18 protein-coding genes are annotated in these 20688 nt (G+C 59.4%); 7 read left to right on the top strand and 11 right to left on the bottom strand.

Translation table 11 applies throughout. The annotated features are described in order from the left end of the window. Window positions 1–70 precede the first annotated feature (70 nt). From AB7M22_RS10565 to AB7M22_RS10535, 7 genes are all read right to left on the bottom strand, one after another. Complete coding sequence (locus AB7M22_RS10565) at window positions 71–562, bottom strand: GNAT family N-acetyltransferase (RefSeq protein WP_454186222.1); 492 nt, start codon at window positions 560–562, stop codon at window positions 71–73. Window positions 563–678: 116 nt separating this feature from the next. After that, complete coding sequence (locus AB7M22_RS10560) at window positions 679–1260, bottom strand: DinB family protein (protein ID WP_454186221.1); 582 nt, start codon at window positions 1258–1260, stop codon at window positions 679–681. 18 nt (window positions 1261–1278) lie between these two features. Continuing rightward, window positions 1279–2397 (bottom strand): cell division protein ZapE, encoded by a 1119-nt coding sequence (gene zapE, locus AB7M22_RS10555; protein ID WP_454186220.1) that lies wholly within the window; start codon window positions 2395–2397, stop codon window positions 1279–1281. Window positions 2398–2566: 169 nt separating this feature from the next. Then, window positions 2567–2908 carry a nuclear transport factor 2 family protein gene (locus AB7M22_RS10550; RefSeq protein ID WP_008010768.1) on the bottom strand — a complete coding sequence of 114 codons (342 nt, stop codon included), beginning with the start codon at window positions 2906–2908 and terminating at the stop codon, window positions 2567–2569. 52 nt (window positions 2909–2960) lie between these two features. Beyond that, the gene (locus AB7M22_RS10545; RefSeq protein WP_007897371.1) at window positions 2961–3677 is read right to left on the bottom strand and encodes a helix-turn-helix transcriptional regulator; all 717 of its coding nucleotides are present in this window, start codon (window positions 3675–3677) and stop codon (window positions 2961–2963) included. Between the two features lie 209 nt (window positions 3678–3886). Further along, the gene (gene speB, locus AB7M22_RS10540; protein WP_454186219.1) at window positions 3887–4846 is read right to left on the bottom strand and encodes an agmatinase; all 960 of its coding nucleotides are present in this window, start codon (window positions 4844–4846) and stop codon (window positions 3887–3889) included. Window positions 4847–4867: 21 nt separating this feature from the next. After that, the gene (locus tag AB7M22_RS10535; RefSeq protein ID WP_454186218.1) at window positions 4868–5959 is read right to left on the bottom strand and encodes a polyamine ABC transporter substrate-binding protein; all 1092 of its coding nucleotides are present in this window, start codon (window positions 5957–5959) and stop codon (window positions 4868–4870) included. A 101-nt stretch (window positions 5960–6060) separates the two neighbouring features. Between AB7M22_RS10535 and AB7M22_RS10530 the strand changes: the two genes are divergently transcribed. The 3 genes from AB7M22_RS10530 (at window position 6061) to AB7M22_RS10520 (ending at window position 9193) form a co-directional block, all read left to right on the top strand. After that, entirely contained in the window at window positions 6061–6954 is an 894-nt protein-coding gene (locus AB7M22_RS10530; RefSeq protein ID WP_454186217.1) for a LysR family transcriptional regulator, read from the top strand. 234 nt (window positions 6955–7188) lie between these two features. Continuing rightward, window positions 7189–8664 carry a nucleobase:cation symporter-2 family protein gene (locus tag AB7M22_RS10525; RefSeq protein WP_007897378.1) on the top strand — a complete coding sequence of 492 codons (1476 nt, stop codon included), beginning with the start codon at window positions 7189–7191 and terminating at the stop codon, window positions 8662–8664. A gap of 55 nt (window positions 8665–8719) precedes the next feature. Next, complete coding sequence (locus AB7M22_RS10520; protein WP_454186216.1) at window positions 8720–9193, top strand: LEA type 2 family protein; 474 nt, start codon at window positions 8720–8722, stop codon at window positions 9191–9193. Window positions 9194–9196: 3 nt separating this feature from the next. Here the strand turns inward: AB7M22_RS10520 and AB7M22_RS10515 are convergent, their stop codons facing one another. Continuing rightward, entirely contained in the window at window positions 9197–10774 is a 1578-nt protein-coding gene (locus tag AB7M22_RS10515) for an alkaline phosphatase D family protein (RefSeq protein ID WP_454186215.1), read from the bottom strand. Between the two features lie 103 nt (window positions 10775–10877). Here AB7M22_RS10515 and AB7M22_RS10510 point away from each other — a divergent pair, with 103 nt between their 5' ends. Next, window positions 10878–11423: a GNAT family N-acetyltransferase gene (locus AB7M22_RS10510; RefSeq protein WP_454186214.1), complete on the top strand. Its 546-nt coding sequence runs from the start codon at window positions 10878–10880 to the stop codon at window positions 11421–11423. Here the strand turns inward: AB7M22_RS10510 and AB7M22_RS10505 are convergent. Next, window positions 11416–12336 carry a carbon-nitrogen hydrolase family protein gene (locus AB7M22_RS10505; RefSeq protein WP_454186213.1) on the bottom strand — a complete coding sequence of 307 codons (921 nt, stop codon included), beginning with the start codon at window positions 12334–12336 and terminating at the stop codon, window positions 11416–11418. The two genes, AB7M22_RS10510 and AB7M22_RS10505, sit on opposite strands and share 8 nt — an antisense overlap. A gap of 85 nt (window positions 12337–12421) precedes the next feature. Between AB7M22_RS10505 and AB7M22_RS10500 the strand changes: the two genes are divergently transcribed. After that, entirely contained in the window at window positions 12422–13336 is a 915-nt protein-coding gene (locus tag AB7M22_RS10500) for a LysR family transcriptional regulator (RefSeq protein WP_454186212.1), read from the top strand. A 19-nt stretch (window positions 13337–13355) separates the two neighbouring features. Here AB7M22_RS10500 and AB7M22_RS10495 read toward each other — a convergent pair whose 3' ends face one another. Continuing rightward, entirely contained in the window at window positions 13356–13607 is a 252-nt protein-coding gene (locus tag AB7M22_RS10495) for a hypothetical protein (RefSeq protein ID WP_007897387.1), read from the bottom strand. A gap of 165 nt (window positions 13608–13772) precedes the next feature. Between AB7M22_RS10495 and AB7M22_RS10490 the strand changes: the two genes are divergently transcribed. Continuing rightward, window positions 13773–14090, top strand: a complete 318-nt coding sequence (locus AB7M22_RS10490; RefSeq protein WP_454186211.1) for a DUF883 family protein — start codon at window positions 13773–13775, stop codon at window positions 14088–14090. Between the two features lie 101 nt (window positions 14091–14191). Here the strand turns inward: AB7M22_RS10490 and AB7M22_RS10485 are convergent, their stop codons facing one another. Then, window positions 14192–15232, bottom strand: coding sequence for an Ldh family oxidoreductase (locus tag AB7M22_RS10485; protein WP_454186210.1), 1041 nt, complete (start codon window positions 15230–15232; stop codon window positions 14192–14194). Between the two features lie 267 nt (window positions 15233–15499). On the opposite strand from AB7M22_RS10485, the gene AB7M22_RS10480 reads away from it, so the two are divergent. Next, window positions 15500–20317: a dermonecrotic toxin domain-containing protein gene (locus AB7M22_RS10480; RefSeq protein ID WP_454186209.1), complete on the top strand. Its 4818-nt coding sequence runs from the start codon at window positions 15500–15502 to the stop codon at window positions 20315–20317. The last annotated feature ends 371 nt before the right edge of the window (window positions 20318–20688 follow it).

Here is a 20688-nt window from a genome sequence, read left to right as displayed (position 1 = left end):
AAGGCGATCTTAAGTGCGCCTTCGCCGGCAAGCCTGGCTCCTACAAAAAGCGGTTCATTAGGACTGCGAATTAAAGCGCCTTGGTCCAGAACAGCATCCGGCCGTGCGCCGGGTCGAACATGCCTGGCGAGAAACCGAATTTGCCATAAGCCCCCTGAGCCACTGCATTGCCTTCCAGCACTTCCAGGGTGATTTTGCAGCAGCCGCGCTGGCGTGCGATGTCTTCGACTTTGTGCAGCATCTTCTGACTCAGCCCCAACCCGCGAAACTTCGACACCACGGCAACATCGTGCACGTTGACCAGTGGCCGGCAGGCGAAGGTCGAAAAACCTTCAAAGCAGTTGACCAGCCCTGCCGGCTCACCGCCAACAAACGCCAGTACACTGAAAGCATGCGGACGTTTGGCCAGTTCTCCCGGCAGTTGTTGCAACCTATCGGCGGGTAACGGGTGACCGCCGCCCATCGGGTCTTCGGCGTAGTGGTTCAACACCAGACCAATCGCCTCGGCATGCACCGGGTTGGTGTAGCTGGCCTGAAGCACAAGAATTTCTGCGGATTCCATTTCCACCCTCAATCACACAAGTTGCCCCAGTTCGCCTCTTGCGCACTGAAAGGTCCAGTGACCTTATCGCGAGTACCGGGGTGCCGACAACCGGATCCTGTTGTGATCGGTCTCTCTCAAACGCCCCAGATCATTGCCTCGGTCCATCCCAACTCGGCAAAATCCTCGGCCCTCAACGCCGATTCTCCGGCACAGAAAAACTCGTCCAGTTGCGGCGGCGCGACCGAGGTGCCACTGAGCATCGCGTGAACCTGCCCGCGATGATGAATCTGATGCTCGAACAAATGGGACAGCATGCGTAAACGGCTGTCATGTTGCGGGGTGTCACGCGCGATGGTCACAAGCCGCCCGAGGTCTGCGTCGCGCAGTTGCTCGCAGTAGGCGATCAGTCGACGGTCCACCTGGGCTTGCTCGCGCTTGAGATCGGCGCCGTGGGCGAACGGCTCGTCTTCGTTGAAAAACACGTAGCAATCGGGATGCGGCTCGTCACCGTGCAACTCCCGCTCCAGTGCATCCACATAGAACCAGTCACAGGTCAGGATGTGATTCAGGGTTGCGCTAAGGCTGGGAAAGAAACTGACTCGCGGCGCCGCCAGTTCGGCCGGGCTTAACTGAAGCCAAGCCTTGGCCAGTCGGTGATTGGCCCAGGCGTTCTGATAGGCCATGGTCAGCAAATGGTGGGACAAGGGCTGATTCATGTTCGCTCCTCCCGGATATCAAGCCTCGGCGAAACGTTTTAGCTGCATCTCCTGCAAACGACTGAGGGTGCGGCGAAACGGAAATTCCAGATAGCCCTCGGTGTACAACGCCTCCATCGGCACCTGCGCTTCGAGGTACAGCGGCACCTTGCGGTCGTAGCATTCGTCCACCAGAGCGATGAACCGGCGCACGCCGTCGTCGTGCACCGACAATTGCGGCAACTCGCGATCCCCCGCCGTCACCCGTTCGACGCCGTCTTCAGTGCCGCGGGCGATGCGCCCTTCGCGTTTTTGCGCGCTGAGATTGGGCACGTCACTCAACACAATAGCGCTGAAGGTATCGCACAGGGCCATGAAGTCCATGGCCGCAAACGGCTGCTCGCAGAGCTCGGTGTAACGGCACCAGAGCACGGTTTGACTGGCCTGCATGACATTGACCGAACGGTAGCCGATCTTGACCGGATCGCTGGACAGCGACTGGCCGACGGTCAAGGCTTTGAACACCTCGCTCAATGCGCCGGGCTGCCCCGGTACGTTCACCCAGTAACGCTGCAGACCGGCGCCAGGATGCAGGCGATGATCTTCCCCGCCATCCACCGCAATCACTTGCATGTGTTGCTTGATCGCAGCAATAGCCGGCACGAACCGGTCACGGTTGAAGCCATCCGCGTACAGCTGATCCGGCGGCTGATTGGAGGTGCAGACCACCACCACGCCCTGCTCGAACATCACCTGAAACAAACGCCCGAGAATGATCGCGTCACCGATGTCGTTGACGAACAATTCATCGAAACACAACACCCGTACTTCCTGGCTCAGCTCGCGGGCCAGCGCTTTCAACGGGTCGGCGGTGCCGGTCAATTGAAAAGAGCGCTGATGCACCCAGCCCATGAAGTGATGAAAGTGCTGACGCCGGGCCGGGACGCGCAGGTTTTGGTAGAACTGATCCATCAACCAGGTCTTGCCCCGCCCGACCGGACCCCAGAGGTACACGCCGGTGACGGGCGTGCGGTTTTCATGCAAGGCTTCGTGGCATTTTTGCAGCGCCCACACGGCGTGTTCCTGGGCTTCGTCCTGGACGAAGCCCTTCTGGTCGATGGCGTGTTGCCAGGCGCTTAAGGGAGAGTCGACATTCATGCGCGGCAGTATACGTCTCTGGGGCTGCTGGTGAAGCCTGATGCCAGTAGGTCAAACACACCCCCGGTGGGAGCGGGCTTGCCCGCGATGAGGCCGTGTCAGTCGCCATGCATGTTGGATGACACACCGCTTTCGCGGGCAAGCCCGCTCCCACAGGTTTCGCGCCGGGTTACAGAGAGATGTCCAGCCGGGCAATCTTGCCCTGCTCATTGAGGCGGAACATGTAGCGCAGTTCCAGCGGGCTGCCAGGGAACGTGCCGGAGATCAGGTTGTGCACCAGCACTTTGCCGGTGCGTTGTTGAACGTCGAGCACCTCGACCCGAGGCTGATAACGTTGTGCGGTGTCTTGCATCCATTGGGCGATGGCTTGTGTGCCGACCTGATGCTGCCCCTCATCGAACACGTTGGCATCCTCAGCGAAAAAACTGGCAACCCTCGACGTGTCGCGAGCATTGGCAGCAGCAATGTAGGCGGCGATGGCGGGGGCCAGTGAAGAGGCTGGATTGGACATGTTTACGGCTCCTTGTGAGTTGATTCTGGAGCCATGCTAAAACAAGCCTGTGTCAATTCTTGTCAGGAGTGAAACGCCCGGCTTCGTCCAGTTGCATCTGCTTGCGCCAGGTGCGCAAGAGGTCGCTGCGCCGCCCCGGATAGCGTTCGCCCTGCTCGCTGGCGGCTGAGATCCGGTCGGTGCGAAAGGTGCGATAGGCACTGCGCAATTCACACCAGGCGACGATGATCCGCACCTCGTTGAGAAAACCCAGGGCCAGTGGCCAGATCAGCCGCTGACTGGGCACCTGATTGGCGTCCGCGTAGTCGATGTGCAGCTTGGCCTGATCGCGGATGGCTTGGCGAAACACGTTCAAAGGCACGGCATTTTGCGGATAGCCATAACCCGGCGGCCCCGGCAGCACCGTCGGGTTGCGCAAGGCCTCCTGGGCGGCGGGGTCGAGTACCGCGGCGATTTTTGCCAGGGCATCGGCCGCGGCTTTGCCCAACACCTCATCACCACGCTGATCCACGTAACGCAAGCCAAGCACGATGGCTTCGGTCTCATCGGCATTGAGCATCAAGGGCGGCAGAAACAGGCCGCTGCGCAATACGTAGCCGATCCCCGCCTCGCCAAAGATCGGCGCGCCGAGCGCGGTCAGTTCCGCGATATCGCGGTACAGCGTGCGCTCGGAAATCTCCAGTTCGCTGGCCAATGTCGCGGCCGTCACCGGACGACTTTTGCCCCGCAGCACTTGTAACAACGTCAGTAAACGGCTGGTTCGCGACACGGTCGGCAGGCTCTTTCCTGAAAAGTCGTCGGAGCTTAGCAGAGGCTGCTGTCAGAAACTGGCAGGAGCGGTTGGCCGGTCTGAAAAGCTTCGCGGGCAAGCCTCGCTCCTACAGGTTCTGTGTCGTGCCCAAATCACGCGGCAATCGCTGTACCTGTAGGAGCGAGGCTTGCCCGCGAAGGCGCCATACCAGACACCACAAATCAAAACTACCGATCGACCTTATGCCTGGCCGCATACAAACACAGCATCTCCATGGCCAATGTCGCCGCTGCCAGTGAGGTAATGTCCGCGCTGTCGTAGGCCGGCGCCACTTCCACCACGTCCATCCCCACCAGGTTGATCCCGCGCAAGCCACCGAGAATCTCCAGCGCCTGCACCGTGCTCAAGCCGCCACACACCGGCGTTCCGGTGCCCGGCGCAAAAGCCGGGTCGAGGCAGTCGATGTCGAAGGTCAGGTACACCGGATGATCACCAACCCGCGCACGAATCGCCTCGACGATTGCCTCGCACCCTTGCCGATGCACCTGCCGCGCATCCAGCACCTGAAAGCCCTGATGATCGTCATTGGTGGTGCGCAACCCGATCTGCACCGAGCGCGACGGATCCACCAACCCTTCTTTGGCCGCATGCCAGAACATCGTGCCGTGATCGACGCGCTTGCCCTCCTCATCCGGCCAGGTGTCGCTGTGGGCGTCGAAGTGAATCAACGACAACGGGCCATGCTTGCGGGCATGGGCCTTGAGCAGCGGATAACTGATGAAGTGATCGCCGCCAAACGTCAGCATCGCGCAACCGCTGCTCAGGATGTGCTCGGCGTGGGCTTCGATACTTTCCGGCACCGACTGCGGCGTGCCGTAATCGAAGGCGCAATCGCCGTAGTCGATCACCGCCAAGTGATCGAACGGGTCGAACGTCCACGGCCAATGGCGTTCCCAGGCGATCCCGGTGGACGCCGCCCGAATGCCGCGCGGTCCGAAACGCGCGCCGGGGCGGTTGCTGGTGGCAGTGTCGAACGGCACGCCGCTGACCACCACGTCGACGCCACGCAAGTCGCGGCTGTAGCGGCGGCGCATGAAACTGGTGATACCGGCGTAGGTACTTTCGGCGGCAGTCCCGTAAAGACTGTCGCGGGTCATGGCCTGATCGTTCTGTGCAGGGACGTCCATGGTGTATTCCTTGCTATTGGCTTATTGGCGGCTACGGAAAGTGGTCCACAAGCGGGTGCGCTGACGCATGTCCTTGAGGCTCATGCTGCGGTCGGCGTACAGCCGCTCACGTACTTCGCTCTGCGGGTAGATGTCGGGATCGCTGCGCACCGCCTCATCCACCAATGGCGTCGCCGCCCGATTGGCTGTGGCGAAAAACAGCGTATTGGTCAGCGCGGCGACGGATTCGGGGCGCAACATGAACTCGATGAAGGCCCGGGCGGCTTCGGGGTGCGGCGCGTCCTTGGGAATCGCCAGGTTGTCCTGCCACACCAGCGTGCCTTCGCGCGGAATGCGGTAGGCCACTTCAAACGGTTTGTTGGCCTTGCGCGCCTGGTCGGCAGCCATGCTCGCGTCACCGTTGTAGGTCAATGCCAGGCAGACGCTACCATTGGCCAGATCGTTGATCTGCCGCCCGGTGGCGACGTACAGCACCGACGGCTGTAACTGACGCAACAGGGCGTCGGCGGCTGTCAGATCAGCCTTGTCGGTGCTGTAGGGATCTTTACCCAGATAGTGCAGCGCCAGGCCGATCACCTCTTGCGGCGAATCGAGAATCGCGATGCCGCAATCTTTCAGCTTGCTGGCGTATTCGGGTTTGAACAGCAGGTCCAGGCTGTTGAGCGGTACGTTGGGCAAGCGCTGCTGCAGCGCTTCGACATTCATCCCCAACCCGAGCGTGCCCCAGGTGTAAGGCACGCCATACCGATTACCAGGGTCGACCGCCGCCAGTTTTTCCAGCATGTCTGGGTCAAGGTTGGCGTAACCCTTGAGGCCATCGTGAGGAATTTCCTTCAGCGCGCCCGCCGCCAGCCCACGGGCCAGCACGCTGGACGATGGCACCACCACGTCATAACCGCTGCCGCCGGTGAGCAGTTTGGTTTCCAGTACTTCCGGTGCATCGAACGTGTCGTAGCGCACATGGATGCCGGTTTCCTTTTCGAACCGTTGCAAGGTCTCGGGCGTCACGTAATCGGCCCAACTGTAGAGATTGAGGACTTTTTCCTCTGCCTGGGCCGGCACGGCCATGGCGAGGAACAGTGCGGGTAAACACAGCTTGAAGAGCGGAGCCATGACGAACACCTGACCGGAGGAAGTGGTTGCAGGATGCGTCGTCGGTTACATTGGAAAAATACCAAGTTAATTATCCTGACTTTATTACGGAGTAATGTTTGATGCTCGGTCAACTTCATGACCTGGACCTGCAGCTGCTGCGCCTGTTCGTCAGCGTGGTGGAATGCGGTGGCTTCAGTGCGGCTCAGGGTGAACTGGGGCTGAGTCAGTCGAGCATCAGCCAGCAGATGGCCAGGCTCGAAACCCGGCTCGGTTATCGCCTGTGCAGTCGTGGCAAGGGCGGGTTCAAAATCACCCCCAAGGGCGAACAGCTGCTCCTTGCCATTCGCACCTTGTTCGAGTCGATCGAAGCGTTCCGTCATCAATCCAACGGCGTGGCCGGACGCTTGATCGGCGAAGTGCGCCTGGGCTTGTCCGAAGCACTTGATCAATCGGTGCTGCAACGGGTTGCCGAGGCGATCCGGCGCTTTCGCGAACGGGACGAGTCGGTGCGTATCGAGTTGATCAGCGCCATGCCCGGCGAAATGGAGCGGCTGTTGCTGCAACAACGGCTGGACTTGGCGATCGGCTATTTCTCACAGGTGCAGAGCGCTTTTGACTACCGCGAACTGTTCACGGAAACCCAGCATCTGTATTGCGCCCCCGGGCATCCGCTGTTCACCGATGAGACACCTGACGATCAGGCGCTTCAGGCCTGCGACCGGGTCGATCACCCCTACCGCTTCCTGCGCAGCGACGAGCCGTTTCAGGGGAAGATGTGTTCGGCGCGTTCCGAACAGGTCGAAGGAACCCTCGTCTTCATTCTTTCCGGCAAGCACGTTGGCTACCTGCCCGATCACTTCGCCCGCAGCTGGGAAGACAAAGGGTTGCTGCGCGCCGTGCGCCAGGGCGGCATGAGTTTTGAGGTGGCGTTCCATCTGGCCCGCCATCGCGCACAGGTGCCGGGGGATGCGCAAAAAGCCTTTGAAGAGGATCTGCTTGCGGCGTTTGCTTGAAGATCAAGTGGGCTTGCCCCGTAGGAGCGAGGCTTGCCCGCGAAGAACGATGACGCGTAATACCTGAAAAACCGCGGCGCATTCTTCGCGGGCAAGCCTCGCTCCTACAGTATTTTCATTGCGGAGCTGCCGAAGGCTGCGATCTTTTGACCTTGCTTTTGCCGTGGCCAGACCGTTCTGGCATCCTGCGCCTCCATTTTCTGACCCGGCCCGCCTTTCGGCACGCAAATCACCATGACCGCCTCTGAAAAAACCGCCTCCCCACGCAACAACGACCTCATTTACGGCCTCGACGATCGCCCCCACCTGACCGCCACGGTCTTCGCCGCCCTGCAACACGTACTGGCGAGTTTCGTCGGCATTATCACGCCGACGCTGATCATGGGCAGCGCCCTTGGCTTGCAAAGTGAAGTGCCTTATCTGATCAGCATGGCGCTGTTCGTTTCGGGGCTGGGCACGTTTGTCCAGGCACGGCGGTTCGGCCCGGTCGGCTCCGGTTTACTGTGCCTGCAAGGCACCAGTTTTTCGTTTATCAGCGTGATTCTCAGCGCCGGGTTCATGGTCAAGGCGCGCGGTGGTGGCACCGATGAGATCCTTTCGACGATTTTCGGCGTGTGCTTTTTCGCCGCGTTCATCGAAGTGGTGCTAAGCCAGTTCATCGGCAAGCTGCGGATGCTGATCACCCCGGTGGTGACCGGCACCATCATTACCCTTATGGGCCTGTCGCTGATCAAGGTCGCCATGACCGACATTGCCGGCGGTTTCGGTGCGACGGATCTCGGCGCCGCCAGCCACCTGGCGCTGGCGGCACTGGTGCTGGGGACCATTGTGGTGTTGAACCGGGTGGATGTGCCGTTCCTGCGCCTGGGCGCGATCGTCATCGGCCTGGCCCTCGGTTATGCAGTCGCGTGGTTCATGGGCCAGGTCGATTTCACCAGCCTGCCCGCCGTGCCGCTGATGAGTGTGCCGGTACCGTTCAAATATGGTTTCTCATTCGACTGGGTGGCATTTGTGCCGGTCGCGGTGATTTTCCTGGTGTCGCCCCTGGAAGCCGCCGGGGACCTGACCGCCAATTCGATGATTTCCCGGCAACCGGTCAAAGGCCCCATTTATATCCGCCGGATCAAATCCGGGTTGCTGGCCGACGGTCTCAATTCTGCCATGGCGGCGGTGTTCAACAGCATGCCGATGGTGACCTTCGCGCAGAACAACGGGGTCATCCAGCTCACCGGCGTGGCCAGCCGTTATGTGGCGTTTTTCATCGCTGGACTGTTGGTGGTGCTGGGGTTGTTCCCGATGATCGGCGCGGTGCTGCAATTGATGCCGAAACCGGTGCTCGGCGGCGCCGAGCTGGTGATGTTCGGCACCGTGGCAGTGGCCGGGATCAAGATTCTCGCCGAGGCCGGCCTGCATCGGCGCAACATGCTGATCGTGGCGATATCCCTCGGCATGGGCCTGGGCGTTGCGGCGGTGCCTGAAGTGTTGCGCGAGTTGCCGAAGGCGTTGCACAACATCTTCGAATCACCGATCACCGTCGGTGCGTTGTGCGCTATCGTGCTGAATATCTTCCTGCCCGAAGAATTCATCGAGCTGGAAGAAGACGAGTTCGACCCGGAAGCCTCGGTGCTTCAGGTGATGCAGAACCCGGATGTTGCGGCCAAGGGTGAACCCGTTTCACCTGCGGCTGTCGCACAGTTAGACCGTGCGTAATGCTCAAGAGCCGAGCCACGAGCGGCTCGGCCTTTTTCCTTACGAGAACCTGTCCATGCGCAGATTGTTCGCCCTGTCTCTGTCCCTCCTGTTGCTCTCCCTGAGCGCCTGCGCCCTGTTCCCCCAACACGACCCGCTGAACATCAACGTGGTCGGTATCGAGCCGCTGCCAAGCCAGGAACTGGAAGTGCGTTTTGCGGTAAAACTGCGCGTGCAAAACCCCAATGAAACGGCGATCGCCTACAACGGCGTAGCCTTGGATCTGGAGGTGAACGGTCAATCACTCGCCTCCGGTGTCAGCGACCAGTCGGGCTCGATTCCGCGGTTTTCCGAAGCAGTTATCGTGGTGCCGGTGAGCGTTTCGGCCTTCTCGGTGCTGCGTCAGACCCTCTGGCTGGGTCAGACGCAGACACTGAACAATCTGCCGTACGTGCTTCGGGGCAAACTGGCTGGCGGTGTGTTCGGCACGATGCGTTTCGTTGATCGCGGCAAACTCAGCCTGCCAGAGCCGACCACCGGCACTTGGTAATGCTCACGGCTCGGTCCGCGGCTTAACCGGATCGATAACCTGGGTCACACAATGTTTGAAGCCTTCTACGTGCCAGTTGGCCCACAGCCGACTTTTGCCGGTGCTGTGTTCATCCGGCTCTATCGCCAGCCAGTTTCGAGCGGCGATCAGGTAACGTCCCCGTGAACCGATGGGCAACATGGTTCCGGTGATGGCGTAGTCGATCTGTTCCTGGTGCTTGCCAATGGACTCCAGAAACTGCACTGCCAGTACCGGTGGTGAAGGATGCACGACCCCGGTCGAAATCAATTGGTAGATCAATCCCGAACCATCATTGCGATGCCGGGACAACGTCGATTCGATCACGCAGGCCCCTGCCACATGGACATCACCAGACACCATCGTGACCTTGCATGACTCGGCATGGGCGTAATCCAGCAGCCGCATGATCAGCCGCTTGCGTTCGTCCCGGTGGGGCAGGCTTCGCCAATGGTCGCGCAAATCGTCCTCGAGTTCCTGTTGCCCCGAAATCAGGTCCAGTGCCTTTTCGGCCGCCTGCAAATCAAGGTAACCCACGGGAATACTCGACATCAGCAGCAAGTGCTTATGCCCCTTGACCTTGCCCAGCCAGGCATAAATCGCATCCCAACTGACGGGCGAAATGATCCGGGTTTGCCGAGCGGGCGGAGTCGTCAAATCCGGCGCACGTTCACTGCGCAAGTCGGGAACCAGCAACGCCAATTCGCCCAGGCCGGTAAATCCCAGGTGAAAGCCGTCAGCGGTATCGGGAATCGCACAGGGATGCATATCGGCGGACGGTTTGAGGTGAGGATGAGTCTGGATCAGTTGCTGCTGGAAAATCCTGAAATAGCGTTTGGCCGTGGCAAACAGCCCCTGGAACACCGGGCTTGAATGCAATATCTCATCGTAGGAGCCCCAGCCATCGATGATGTCATGGTCATCCCACATCATCACCGTCGGCACGGCGCTGAGCAGCTTCGCGACCTCAGGCTGTTTCCAGTGTTCCAGGTAGAGTCTGGCGAAAAACTTGTCCAGATCGGCTTCGATGACCTTGCTGTAGACCGCCTTTCGACGGTCGGCGAAGGGTTTGGCAAACCATGTTTTCATCGACGACACACTGCTGCGCATATCGTCGCTGTAAACCTGATCGCCCCCCATCAACAACAGGTGATAGGGCTTGCTTTGATGAGCCCCCCACATGTGCTCCCAACGCTCGTTGTTCCGGTCCACCTTCTCCATGTCCTTGGGGTCCGAGAAGCCGTTGCACGACACATAAGCCATGCGCGGCGACTGGCCCTCGGCGGGAACGACGAAGTTGGCCTCCGCGCCCTCTATCTTGATCGTGTAAGTGCGGGCAACAGCCTGGTCTTGCAGCGCCTTTAAATCGATGCGCCAGACGCGGTACTGAGGATTGAGCAACGGAATATCGGCGGTGGCCAACGGTTTGCCGGCCGTGACACCGCCGGGTACTTTTACGCTGGGTGATGTCGCGCCCAAGGGTAAAACCACTAGGGCAGACACGTTATAGACATTACCGTTGATGCCACGAAACTGCAGAATCGGGCCGAGTAACAAACTCATGGACAGTCCATCCGTTGACAGGGGTGTGAACGCCTAGAGACTAGACCACAATCGACGCTGCGCATGATGCGCACCATCCGTCCCTACAAGGAGGTCACCCACGATGCACGCCGCTCCAACGCTCTACACCGAACGACTGATCTTGCGTCCGCTGGAACTGGCCGATGCCGAGGCCATCCAGCAACAATTCCCCCACTGGGACGTGGTGCGTTATCTGAACGTCCTGGTGCCGTGGCCTTATCCCGCCGATGGCGCGTTGACTTATCTGCGTGATATTGCCCTACCGGCGATGGCCCGTGGCGAAGAATGGCACTGGTCGATCCGCTTGAAATCCGCCCCCAATCAACTGATCGGCAATGTCAGCCTGATGAATGAACAGGACAATAACCGCGGCTTCTGGTTAAGCCCACAATGGCAAGGCCAGGGATTGATGGGCGAAGCCAGTGCGGCAGTGACAGAGTACTGGTTCGAAACACTCGGCCGGTCGTTGCTTCGCGTGCCGAAAGCGGCGCCGAATATCGGTTCGCGCAAACTCTCGCAACGTACCGGCATGCGCTTGATACACACCGAAGAAGGCGACTTCGTCAGCGGCCGATTCCCGAAGGATCTCTGGGAAATCACCCGTGAAGAGTGGCTGCGCCTCAGATAAAACGCACGCCCGGTTTGGCCCGCTCATCCACCGTCAACTCAAACACGTCCGGGCGCGCGTAGTGCCCGACCACGTCGTAGTCGTAACGGGCGCGGATCAGGTCGTCGGTGTCGATTTCGGCGCTGAGCAAACCCGCTTCGTCACGCAGCGGTCCGGCGAGAATGTCACCCATGGGCCCGACAATCACGCTGCCGCCGGAGATCAACGGGCGCTCCGCCGGCCAGTTGGCGATTTTCACGCCCAAGGCTTGCGGTGAGGCCTGGACCTGACAGGCGCTGACCACAAAGCAGCGTCCTTCATGGGCGATGTGGCGCATGCTCGCCTGCCACATTTCCCGCTCGTCCACCGTCGGCGCGCACCAGACCTCCACGCCTTTGGCGTACATCGCGGTGCGCAGCAACGGCATCATGTTTTCCCAGCACACCACGGCGCCGACTCGCCCGACCTGGCTGTCAATCACCGGCAAGGTCGAACCATCGCCCTTGCCCCAGATCAGTCGCTCGGTGCCGGTGGGCATCAACTTGCGGTGCTTGGCGACCAGCCCGGCCTGCGGATCGAAATACAACGCCGTGCAGTACAAGGTGCTGCCCGCGCGTTCGATTACGCCGATCACCAGGTTGGCCCCGGTGCGTGAGGACAATCCGGCCAAGGCTTCAGTCTCGGCACCGGGCACGTCGATGGCGTTGTCGAAATACCGCGCAAACGCTTCACGACCTTCTGGCAGTCGATAACCGAGTTGCGTACCGAAGCCCTCGCCTTTGGGGTAGCCGCCGAGTAACGCCTCCGGCATGACCACCAGCGCGGCGCCAGATTCGATAATGGCGGTTTCCCAGCAGAGGATTTGATCGAGGGTGTCGGCCTTGCCGCCGGGCAAGGTGCCGATTTGCAGCGCAGCAACGATGGACTTGGGCATCGCGGTGACTCCGTCAGTAATGAGGTGTTGCTCATTCTCCGGCGCCAAAGGATCATGAATAAAGCCCGACTCACTGCTGAATGATATGAACCAGATGAATATCGCCACCCTCGATCTCAACCTGCTCAAAGTCTTCGAAGCCCTGCACGAGGAATCCAGCGCCAGCCGTGCCGCGTTGCGTCTGGGCGTGACGCAATCGGCCGTCAGCGCGGCGCTGCGTCGATTGCGCGAGGCGTATGGCGATCAGTTGTTCGTGCGCACGGGTCGAGGCCTTGCGCCGACACTCAAGGCCAACCAGTTGAAACCGGTGGTGAGCGATGCGCTGAATAAATGCCGCCAGAGCCTGGCGATGGTCGATCCGGCTGCGCATCATTACGACGGACGCTCGGTGACCGTGGGTTTGTCGGATGATTTCGAAATCGCCTACGGGCGACGACTGATTGAAGAGATCGCTCGCTGCGCGCCGAAATTGCGGCTGATCTTTCGCCAGACCCATAGCCAGATCGTCGCTCGGGCCTTGATGGAACGCAGCATCGATCTGGCAATCACGGCAGGTGGATTTGCCGAGCGTTTGCTCAGTCGCCAAGTGCTGGGTGAAGGCGATTATCTGTGCCTGGTGGATCCCCTCAGTCTGGCCGAGGGGCAGCAGACTCTCAGCCTTGAGGCGTTCGTCGCCCGCGAGCACATTCTGGTGTCATCGGGCGGTTTTATCGGGATTACCGATGAAGGCCTGGCGGCGTTGGGGCTGAGTCGGCGGGTATGCGCGTCGACCACGCACTTTGCTGCGTTGCCGTATCTGCTCAAGGGCAGCCAGGCGGTGGCAACCATCCCCGCCCATGCGGCTCGAAGTATCGCCGCGCTTAGCGGACTGGCGCTGCTGCCCTGCCCTTTGACGCTGCCACGCTATCCGATCGAGCTGGGCTGGCGAACCAGTACGCAGCTCGATCCGGTGGTGCTGAAAGTGCGCGAGGCGATTATCGCGACCTTTTCCCAAACGTAAGGGAATGGTGTCTGGACGTTTATTTAGCGGCCATCAGGCGATTGACTTCACTGCGCACCATGTTCGCGAATTCCGGCGGCGACATGCCGTCGAGTTCGGCGCGGACCCACTCGGCCCATTTACCTTTGCGCTTGGCCCGCTCACCGAACAACCGTGCGGCTTCGCCCTTGGATTTACCCAGGTTGTTTTGCCAGAGTTCGAACAGACGGGATTTTTCATCTTCAAGCGCCGCGCGCTCGGCAAGGGGTTTGTCGGCCAGATTGAAGCTCATGGGGATTACCTGCTGCGTAAAATAGGCGACATCTTACACTGTAGGAGGAAATGTCCTGCCCTGGATTTTTCTTCAGGGTGGAGTCGCCACGCAAAATTGCTGCAACTTTTGCTACGGCGCCAGACTCCATTGTTCACTGTCCATTCACCTGCAAGGAGTACTCTAATGGCCCGCAAAATCATCGATCAAATCGCCGAGGATCAAATCAAGGATCAGGTCTTCAGCGAACTTCAGTCCCTGATCGAAGAGTCGGAAAAACTGCTGAAAAGCAGTGCTTCACTGGTCGGTGAGGAGGCGGACACCCTTCGTGGGCAAATCGCCCAGAAGCTCCAGCAGGCCCGGAGTTCAGTTTCCAGCGTTCGTGACCGGACCAAACCCGCGGTCGACGCCACCGAAATCTACATCGGCGGTCATCCCTGGCAAACCGTGGCTATCTCCGCCGGATTCGGTTTGGTGGTCGGATTGTTGTTAGCCCGACGTTAATTGGGAAACACTGAACCTGTAGGAGCCAGGCTTGCCGGCGAAGGCGGACTTGAGATCGCCTTCGCCGGCAAGCCTGGCTCCTACAAAAAAAACTGCTCCTCTCAGAGCCCGGCCAATTCCCGCAGATTTGCCAGCGTCTGAGCATCGAGTGCAATGCCTTCGACCTTGGCCTTGGCGCGCTGCCGGTGACGTCGATCACCCGGTAACCGCTTGAGCCCCACACCGTGCATCTGCCGGACCAGTTCCTGACTGCGATCGGCAAAACTCTGCCCCGCCGACTTGCTCGGATCGATCACGATCAGCAGTTGACCGGTCCAGGGTGTTTTCGCCCCCGGATGATTCGACCAGTCGAACTCGAAAGAGAAATTACCGCCGGTCAACGCCGCCGCCAACAGCTCCACCATCATCGACAGCGCCGAGCCCTTGTGCCCGCCAAACGGCAGCAAGGCGCCGCCCTCAAGGATCGCTTTCGGGTCCTGGGTCGGCTGGCCGAGGCTGTCCACTCCCATGCCCGCCGGCAAACGTTCGCCTTTACGGGCAGCGATCTGTACATCGCCATGGGCGATGGCGCTGGTCGCCAGGTCGAAGACGATCGGATCACCGTTGGCCCGAGGGGCGGCGAAGGCAATCGGGTTGGTCCCGAACAGCGGTCGATCGGCACCGTGCGGCACCACGCAGGTCATGCTGTTGACCACGCTCAGTGCCACCAGCCCTTCATCGGCAAACGGCTCGACGTCTGGCCACAAGGCGGCGAAATGGTGGGAATTACGGATGGCCAGTACCGCAATGCCGGCGCTGCGGGCTTTTTCGACCAACAAGGGTCGCGCCGCCGCGAGGGCCGGTTGGGCGAAGCCATTATCGGCGTCAACCCGAACGAAGCCCGAGGCCACGTCCTCGACCACCGGCACGGCCTGGCCATTGACCCACCCGCTTTGCAGCGTCGACACATAACCGGGGATACGGAACACACCGTGACTGTGAGCCCCGTCGCGCTCGGCGCCGGCGCAGTTGAGGGCCAGGGTTTTGGCGACATCGGCCGAGGTGCCGTGGCGCAGGAAGATCTGCTCGAGCAACGCCGTCAGCGCTTCGAAGGACAGGTTTTGCGAAACCGCAGTAGACACATGATCGTGTGGCGCAGACATCTGAAGCTCCAGAATAATTATTGGAGGGGGCAACAGCGTATGAAAACCAACCGATTAACAACGGGCGACGAGCTGCCTGTCAACCTTTCGCTTGAACCGCTGCACCTGAGCGCATTCGGTTGAACCGAGAAGCTGCTTCCGCGCACGTTGGCACGAACACCGGGCAGCCGTGTGGTAACTATCTACCACCTACGTCTGACCTGCGAATTCTAGTCTTGAGCCTCAACCCACAGGCGCCTTCAACCGCGCCCTGAATGAGACTCGACGATGCCCTCACCTCCCGCTCCGCTGTTTTTCCCCCAGGCCCTGCAATCGCCCGGCCACTGGAATGATCTGGGTAGAACCCATGGGCTGACGCGCAAGGATTTCGAATGGTTCAGTCATCTGGAACTGGCCAGCCAAACGTTACGCAGTCAACAGACCCCGCCGATGTTTGCCGAAAAAATCCTGCTCAATGCGCAAGACCTGGCCTCCGTCCCCTTGGCCGGCAGCTTCGTGTTGAGCCTCACTCCGGATGACAACGGTGAAATTCTCTACACCCCGTACGCCGGCATAAAGAAGTTCCACAGCCGCGCAGCCTTGACCGAACAGCTTAAGCACCAACTGAGCAGCGTGACCGAGGACGACGACTTGCTGGCCTTCATGTCGTTGGCTGAGCGCAAAACGCTGGCGGCAGCGAGCAATATTCAGGTGAGTTTTCAGGCCATCGAGGGCGACGTATTCGAAGACCAGCGCACTGTCATCGCCAATAACCAGCGAATGAACGAGCAGGCCATGCTGGACGAGTTGATCAAGCTGCCAACGCTGACCTCGCTGCTCAATACGCTGCTTGACGAGTTGTTGCAATCTTCATTCCCACGCCTTGATCAAAGCCAGACCCGACTCGACTTTTACTCCGTTGCATCGGCCCATGACGACGACCAGGACAGCGCCCCGCCCCGGCGCTGGATCAATTCCATGTCCCTGAGTGACGCGGTGCTGTCGTACTACCGCCATCAGCGATGGCCGGTCGGGCAGCTTCATGAATTCTCCCATCCGGGAAAAAATCCGGCGAGCACTGACCAACAGCACTGGGAAACCGCGGTAAAGACCGCTTCCAGCAAACTGCTAAGCCTGCTTTGCGGGAAACTGCAGAACTACTGGGACGATGCGGCGGCCGACGGTGCATCCCGCCGCGATTTTTTCAATCGGGCCATCCGTGAAAAGGCACGCGCAGAGTTCCTGATCAAGCGCGAGGCCGACATCATCAGCCCTGAACAGAGCCAGGCCTTGCACGCTCTGACGGCGGGCACTGCCTCGGGACTGAACCTCGAGGCTGTGCGTCTTTGGGAGCACGCAGCCAATTATGTCGAACTGGCTGGCGCACTGATGATCAGTCACGCCAATGCCGATGCCTTTCTTTACACCCCTACCCAAGGACTCCAGGTTCTGAAGGACTATCAGGACCTCAAAGGCACCTTGCTGAGCAAGTTCAGCGCAGCCGGTCACGAAGATGAGCTCTACGGCCTGCTGAGTCTGGACGAACGCAACCGGTTCATCGGTTTCAATCAGCCACAGGTCTCCGGTGAGGTGATTTCAGGGTCGATCTTCAAAACGCTGTTTGAAGCGGTCATCACCAAGCAACTGCAAAACATGGAATACGTTCTGCAGGTTTTCCGTCAGAGCGAAGGCACCGTGGACCTCCACGCCTTGTTCGACAAGGCACTGGATATACGCGCCATGATCAGCGAGCACTTGCTGGCGCTGGATGTTCAGGGACGCTGGAGTACCCGGCCGGTGTTATCCGGTAACCAACTGCCCTCCATGGTATTGGCAGACACGGCAGCGGCTTTCGTCAAAACCTTCAACAGTGTCGAATCGCTGATCAGCGCGGAATTCGCTTCTCAGCCGATCACGTCTCTGGCGCTACAGCGCGTATATCTGGAGAAGTTGAAACCCCAGCTGGCCCACGCGCTTTCCGTAGGGGTACGCGGAGAAGCCAGCCTTCGGGTACTCAACGCGACGCTGCGGGACGCCGACCGGGCCATTGTCGATACGGTGCTTAACCCGGATCAAGCGGATCGAAAAACGCGCCTCGCCCTCAATGGTTTCAGGCCTGATGCCTATTCGCTGATCCTTGAATGTTCCGGGCAGAAGGATGTGCTGCCCCTGGCCAATTGCGTACTGCTGACCGAACGTGGCGGGCTTGATGTTCAGCATTCCGGCCGGGCGATTCTGTGGACGCCTGCGGCCGGGCTGGAAGTTTTCGCTTCAGTCAGCAGCGCAATGACGGAATTGAACCGGCGCCTGCTCGACGCCAACAAACGCCTGGAGCTGCTGGAAAACCTCCCCCCTGCCCAGCACACATTCCACCAGCGCTACACGCTCAACTCGTTGCGACTGATTGAAAGCAACGTCCTGCAGCACCTTGCGCAGTCCTCCATTGACCACTTCCTGGCTCGCTGCGAACACCTGCGCAGTCGGAAACTGGGCGACACACAGCAGATCAAAGCGTTGCAAAAGATGACGCAAAGGGTCATCGACACCAACTTGCGAAGAGCCACATTGATCTCGCAGGCAATCACCCGCCAGCAGTCGCTGCCTGCATGGCTTGGCATGGCCCCCGTCGCAGAACAGCAGTTGCACATCGAACTGCTGGAGCAATACCGTAACAGCGTCACCGACGACAAAGATTATCTGCACGGGATCCAGCCCCTGGCGTCCTATGTGCATGACCGATTGGTGTCATTGCTCGGCAGCCGATTCCCTGGAACGCAACTTGACCCCGGCCACATTAAAATTACGCCCGACCTGGCCCTGGCCGGACCGGCGCGTAGCCTGACCGAGTTTGCCCTAAACCCTGTCGACGTCGCTCAAGGCACCGGCTTCAAAATTGCCTCGACAACCGCTCAAGCCCTCCCCGATCGCCTGAATCAGGACGCCGTGCGCCAGCTTGTGCAGTCACTGAATATCCACAGCGATTATGCAAAGCAGGTGACGGATGCATTGACCAAGACCGGCACCGATGCCGACAGTCGAAAACAGCGTTTTATTCAGCAACTCCCGTGGCAACTGCTGCAACACGCTCATGCACTGAAACTGCAGCAACGTCTTTCCGCCAGTGCGTTCGATATGATCTGCCAGGTTCTCGACATGCCGGACGCCATCGCCCGTGCCGCTGTAGCAGGTGCCCACGCCATCGTCAGGTCACTGGAACTGATCAAGACCGCAGGTGCCGCAGCCGTCAAAACCCTGGGCCTGTACCTGATCGGCCCCGGTGCCGGACAGGACGGGCCGCAAATCCTGTATGCGCCTTATCACACAGGCTCGGTGTTTACCGAATTCGAGAACGAGGCCAGCGTTATCTCGGCGATCAATACACCCGGGGCACTGCAGGATCTGATCATTCGACGGCTTCCCGAGGGTGAACAGTCCCTGTTCGGCAACCTGTTCAAGTCCACAGTCGGACAACAAAGCGAAATCACCCTCGCGTCTACCCCCATCGACGGCAACCTGCTTGTACAACTGTTCAGCGATAACGTCAGCCTTCTATCGAAGATGCTCGGCAGTCACTCCGAAATCAGCGGCCAGGCCGAGTGGGAAGCCGCCAAAAACCTGTTCAGCTCCGGCATCAATCTGATTTCCCGCCTGTTACCGGGCAAACTCGCCTATGTGCTGTTTCTGTGGCAAAGCTACAAGGACTTCAAGGGCTCCGCCGAAGCCCTGCAGGATCATCACTGGACGCGGGCATTGCAGGCATTTATTGCCGGTGCCGCGCAGATGGTGTCGTTAGGCAAGTTGTCGCTGGAGGAGTCGGCGACCACGGCGCAAACAACCTCCGCCACCCCACCTGTTGCCAACCCGGTGGCTGCCCCGCAATGGTCGCAAGTGAAACCGACGGCACCGGCGCGCACGGTGTTGCAGCCTTTCGAGACCACGGACGTAGCATTAAAGGAGCTGCGCAAGAACAGCGATGGAACTTACCGAAACTCAATCGGCAATCGAACGTACGCCCCCGTCGAGGGAAAGGTTTACCCCGTGGTCAAAACCGGACCGATCTGGCGAATGATCAGAGACCAACAGCCAGGACCCGCGTTGCTGGCGGCTCCCGGCCAGCAGCTAGTGATCGATCCAGACATCCACACGGTCCATTACGGCAAAGCCCTGTCGAAAATGCACAATCAACATGCCACTGCTCGCATGGTCCGAGAGGTGCTGAATATCGAAGCGCGGGGAATGGAAGACATTCGGACAAAACATCCGGAAAAAGCACGCATGATCATGCAAGCCATAGACCTGGCTCGTTACTACGCGTTCAACAGTCTGCATAACCTGGCGCAGCTCCGGCAACACCTCCCCGGTACGCGACTGGATTCCTTCCTCAAAGCCTTTTTTGATGTGGGCAACATCGACGCGAGCATTCTCGACAAAATCAAACAGCCCATCGTTCCTGTTTGCAAAGCGCTGGTGGACCCAAACGAGGATTTGATGAATACCGAACGTTTTGTGGTCGGTTCCAACAAATACGGGCTCGACAGTACGATCGCTTTTGTTGTGGAAGAGGACATATTGAAGCATGTGCATTTCACGGAAACATTTTTCAATCAGCAACTCGATTTCTATCAAGACTTCTTGACGGAGCCTTTCAATATCAACAGTCATGCCCAGGCCGCCACCCTGATTCACGAGTTCTCCCACCTTTATTCAAAAACCGTGGATATCGCGACGATCGAGTCAAGGCGTCCATTCAGTGATCTTGTCACGCCAATGGCCTTTTTTAGCGCAAAGCTGAAACAGACTCAGCTGGACTTCCAACGAGAGGCACTGTCCCTGGCGACCCCGAGGGAACAACTGTTTGCGCGCTGGAACAGCGAGCTGGACTTATGGGACGATCTGGATTCGATTGCGGGTTTAGGGCATGTGGGTCGGGAAATTCTGAAAGCAACGGGTTGTACAACGATGGATGCTGCTCGCGATGCCTTTCTGAATCCAAGGAATGTGGACGTGAGAGTCGACACCATTTTGCGCAACGCCGACTCGATCGCTTACTTGATATGTGAAATGGGTCGACAACTGGATCCGGTACCAGCCCCGTCCACGGTCTGACGTCCCGCCGTAGCAGGCCGGTAAGTTAAGACGCAGAACCTGTGGGAGCGTGGCTTGCCCGCGAAGAACGATGACGCGTAGTACCTGAAAAACCGCGGTGCATTCTTCGCGGGCAAGCCACGCTCCCACAGGATTTTCGTCGTTCAAATTTCTTGACTTGCCGGCATTGGCTACAAGGCCTGCTTTTTTGTCCGGGACAGCGGGATCAATCCTGGAGGTCTTGACCATTTTTTCACTCCATTTATGGATACTTCCCGGCGACGCCCGGTTTTCGGGGCGATCAGGTGAAAATAAGTTGTACTTTGATGGGCAATTGCCATGACGGTTGTTCTCGCAGACTTCCCCTCAAGGTTAGAATGCAGGAAATCAGG

The sequence above is a fragment of the Pseudomonas sp. ADAK2 TE3594 genome (assembly GCF_053628675.1).
The sequence above is the reverse complement of the archived record's forward strand: the minus strand, read 5'-3'. Positions and strand labels throughout refer to the sequence as shown.

Bases quoted from the DNA above. Each gene is read 5' to 3' on its own strand.
- AB7M22_RS10515 (WP_454186215.1), bottom strand. From the start codon at position 10,774: ATGAGTTTGTTACTCGGCCCGATTCTGCAGTTTCGTGGCATCAACGGT.
- AB7M22_RS10500 (WP_454186212.1), top strand. From the start codon at position 12,422: ATGAACCAGATGAATATCGCCACCCTCGATCTCAACCTGCTCAAAGTC.
- AB7M22_RS10505 (WP_454186213.1), bottom strand. From the start codon at position 12,336: ATGCCCAAGTCCATCGTTGCTGCGCTGCAAATCGGCACCTTGCCCGGC.
- AB7M22_RS10525 (WP_007897378.1), top strand. From the start codon at position 7,189: ATGACCGCCTCTGAAAAAACCGCCTCCCCACGCAACAACGACCTCATT.
- speB (WP_454186219.1), bottom strand. From the start codon at position 4,846: ATGGACGTCCCTGCACAGAACGATCAGGCCATGACCCGCGACAGTCTT.
- AB7M22_RS10480 (WP_454186209.1), top strand. From the start codon at position 15,500: ATGCCCTCACCTCCCGCTCCGCTGTTTTTCCCCCAGGCCCTGCAATCG.
- AB7M22_RS10560 (WP_454186221.1), bottom strand. From the start codon at position 1,260: ATGAATCAGCCCTTGTCCCACCATTTGCTGACCATGGCCTATCAGAAC.
- AB7M22_RS10490 (WP_454186211.1), top strand. From the start codon at position 13,773: ATGGCCCGCAAAATCATCGATCAAATCGCCGAGGATCAAATCAAGGAT.
- AB7M22_RS10565 (WP_454186222.1), bottom strand. From the start codon at position 562: ATGGAATCCGCAGAAATTCTTGTGCTTCAGGCCAGCTACACCAACCCG.
- zapE (WP_454186220.1), bottom strand. From the start codon at position 2,397: ATGAATGTCGACTCTCCCTTAAGCGCCTGGCAACACGCCATCGACCAG.
- AB7M22_RS10485 (WP_454186210.1), bottom strand. From the start codon at position 15,232: ATGTCTGCGCCACACGATCATGTGTCTACTGCGGTTTCGCAAAACCTG.
- AB7M22_RS10535 (WP_454186218.1), bottom strand. From the start codon at position 5,959: ATGGCTCCGCTCTTCAAGCTGTGTTTACCCGCACTGTTCCTCGCCATG.
- AB7M22_RS10530 (WP_454186217.1), top strand. From the start codon at position 6,061: ATGCTCGGTCAACTTCATGACCTGGACCTGCAGCTGCTGCGCCTGTTC.
- AB7M22_RS10520 (WP_454186216.1), top strand. From the start codon at position 8,720: ATGCGCAGATTGTTCGCCCTGTCTCTGTCCCTCCTGTTGCTCTCCCTG.
- AB7M22_RS10550 (WP_008010768.1), bottom strand. From the start codon at position 2,908: ATGTCCAATCCAGCCTCTTCACTGGCCCCCGCCATCGCCGCCTACATT.
- AB7M22_RS10510 (WP_454186214.1), top strand. From the start codon at position 10,878: ATGCACGCCGCTCCAACGCTCTACACCGAACGACTGATCTTGCGTCCG.
- AB7M22_RS10495 (WP_007897387.1), bottom strand. From the start codon at position 13,607: ATGAGCTTCAATCTGGCCGACAAACCCCTTGCCGAGCGCGCGGCGCTT.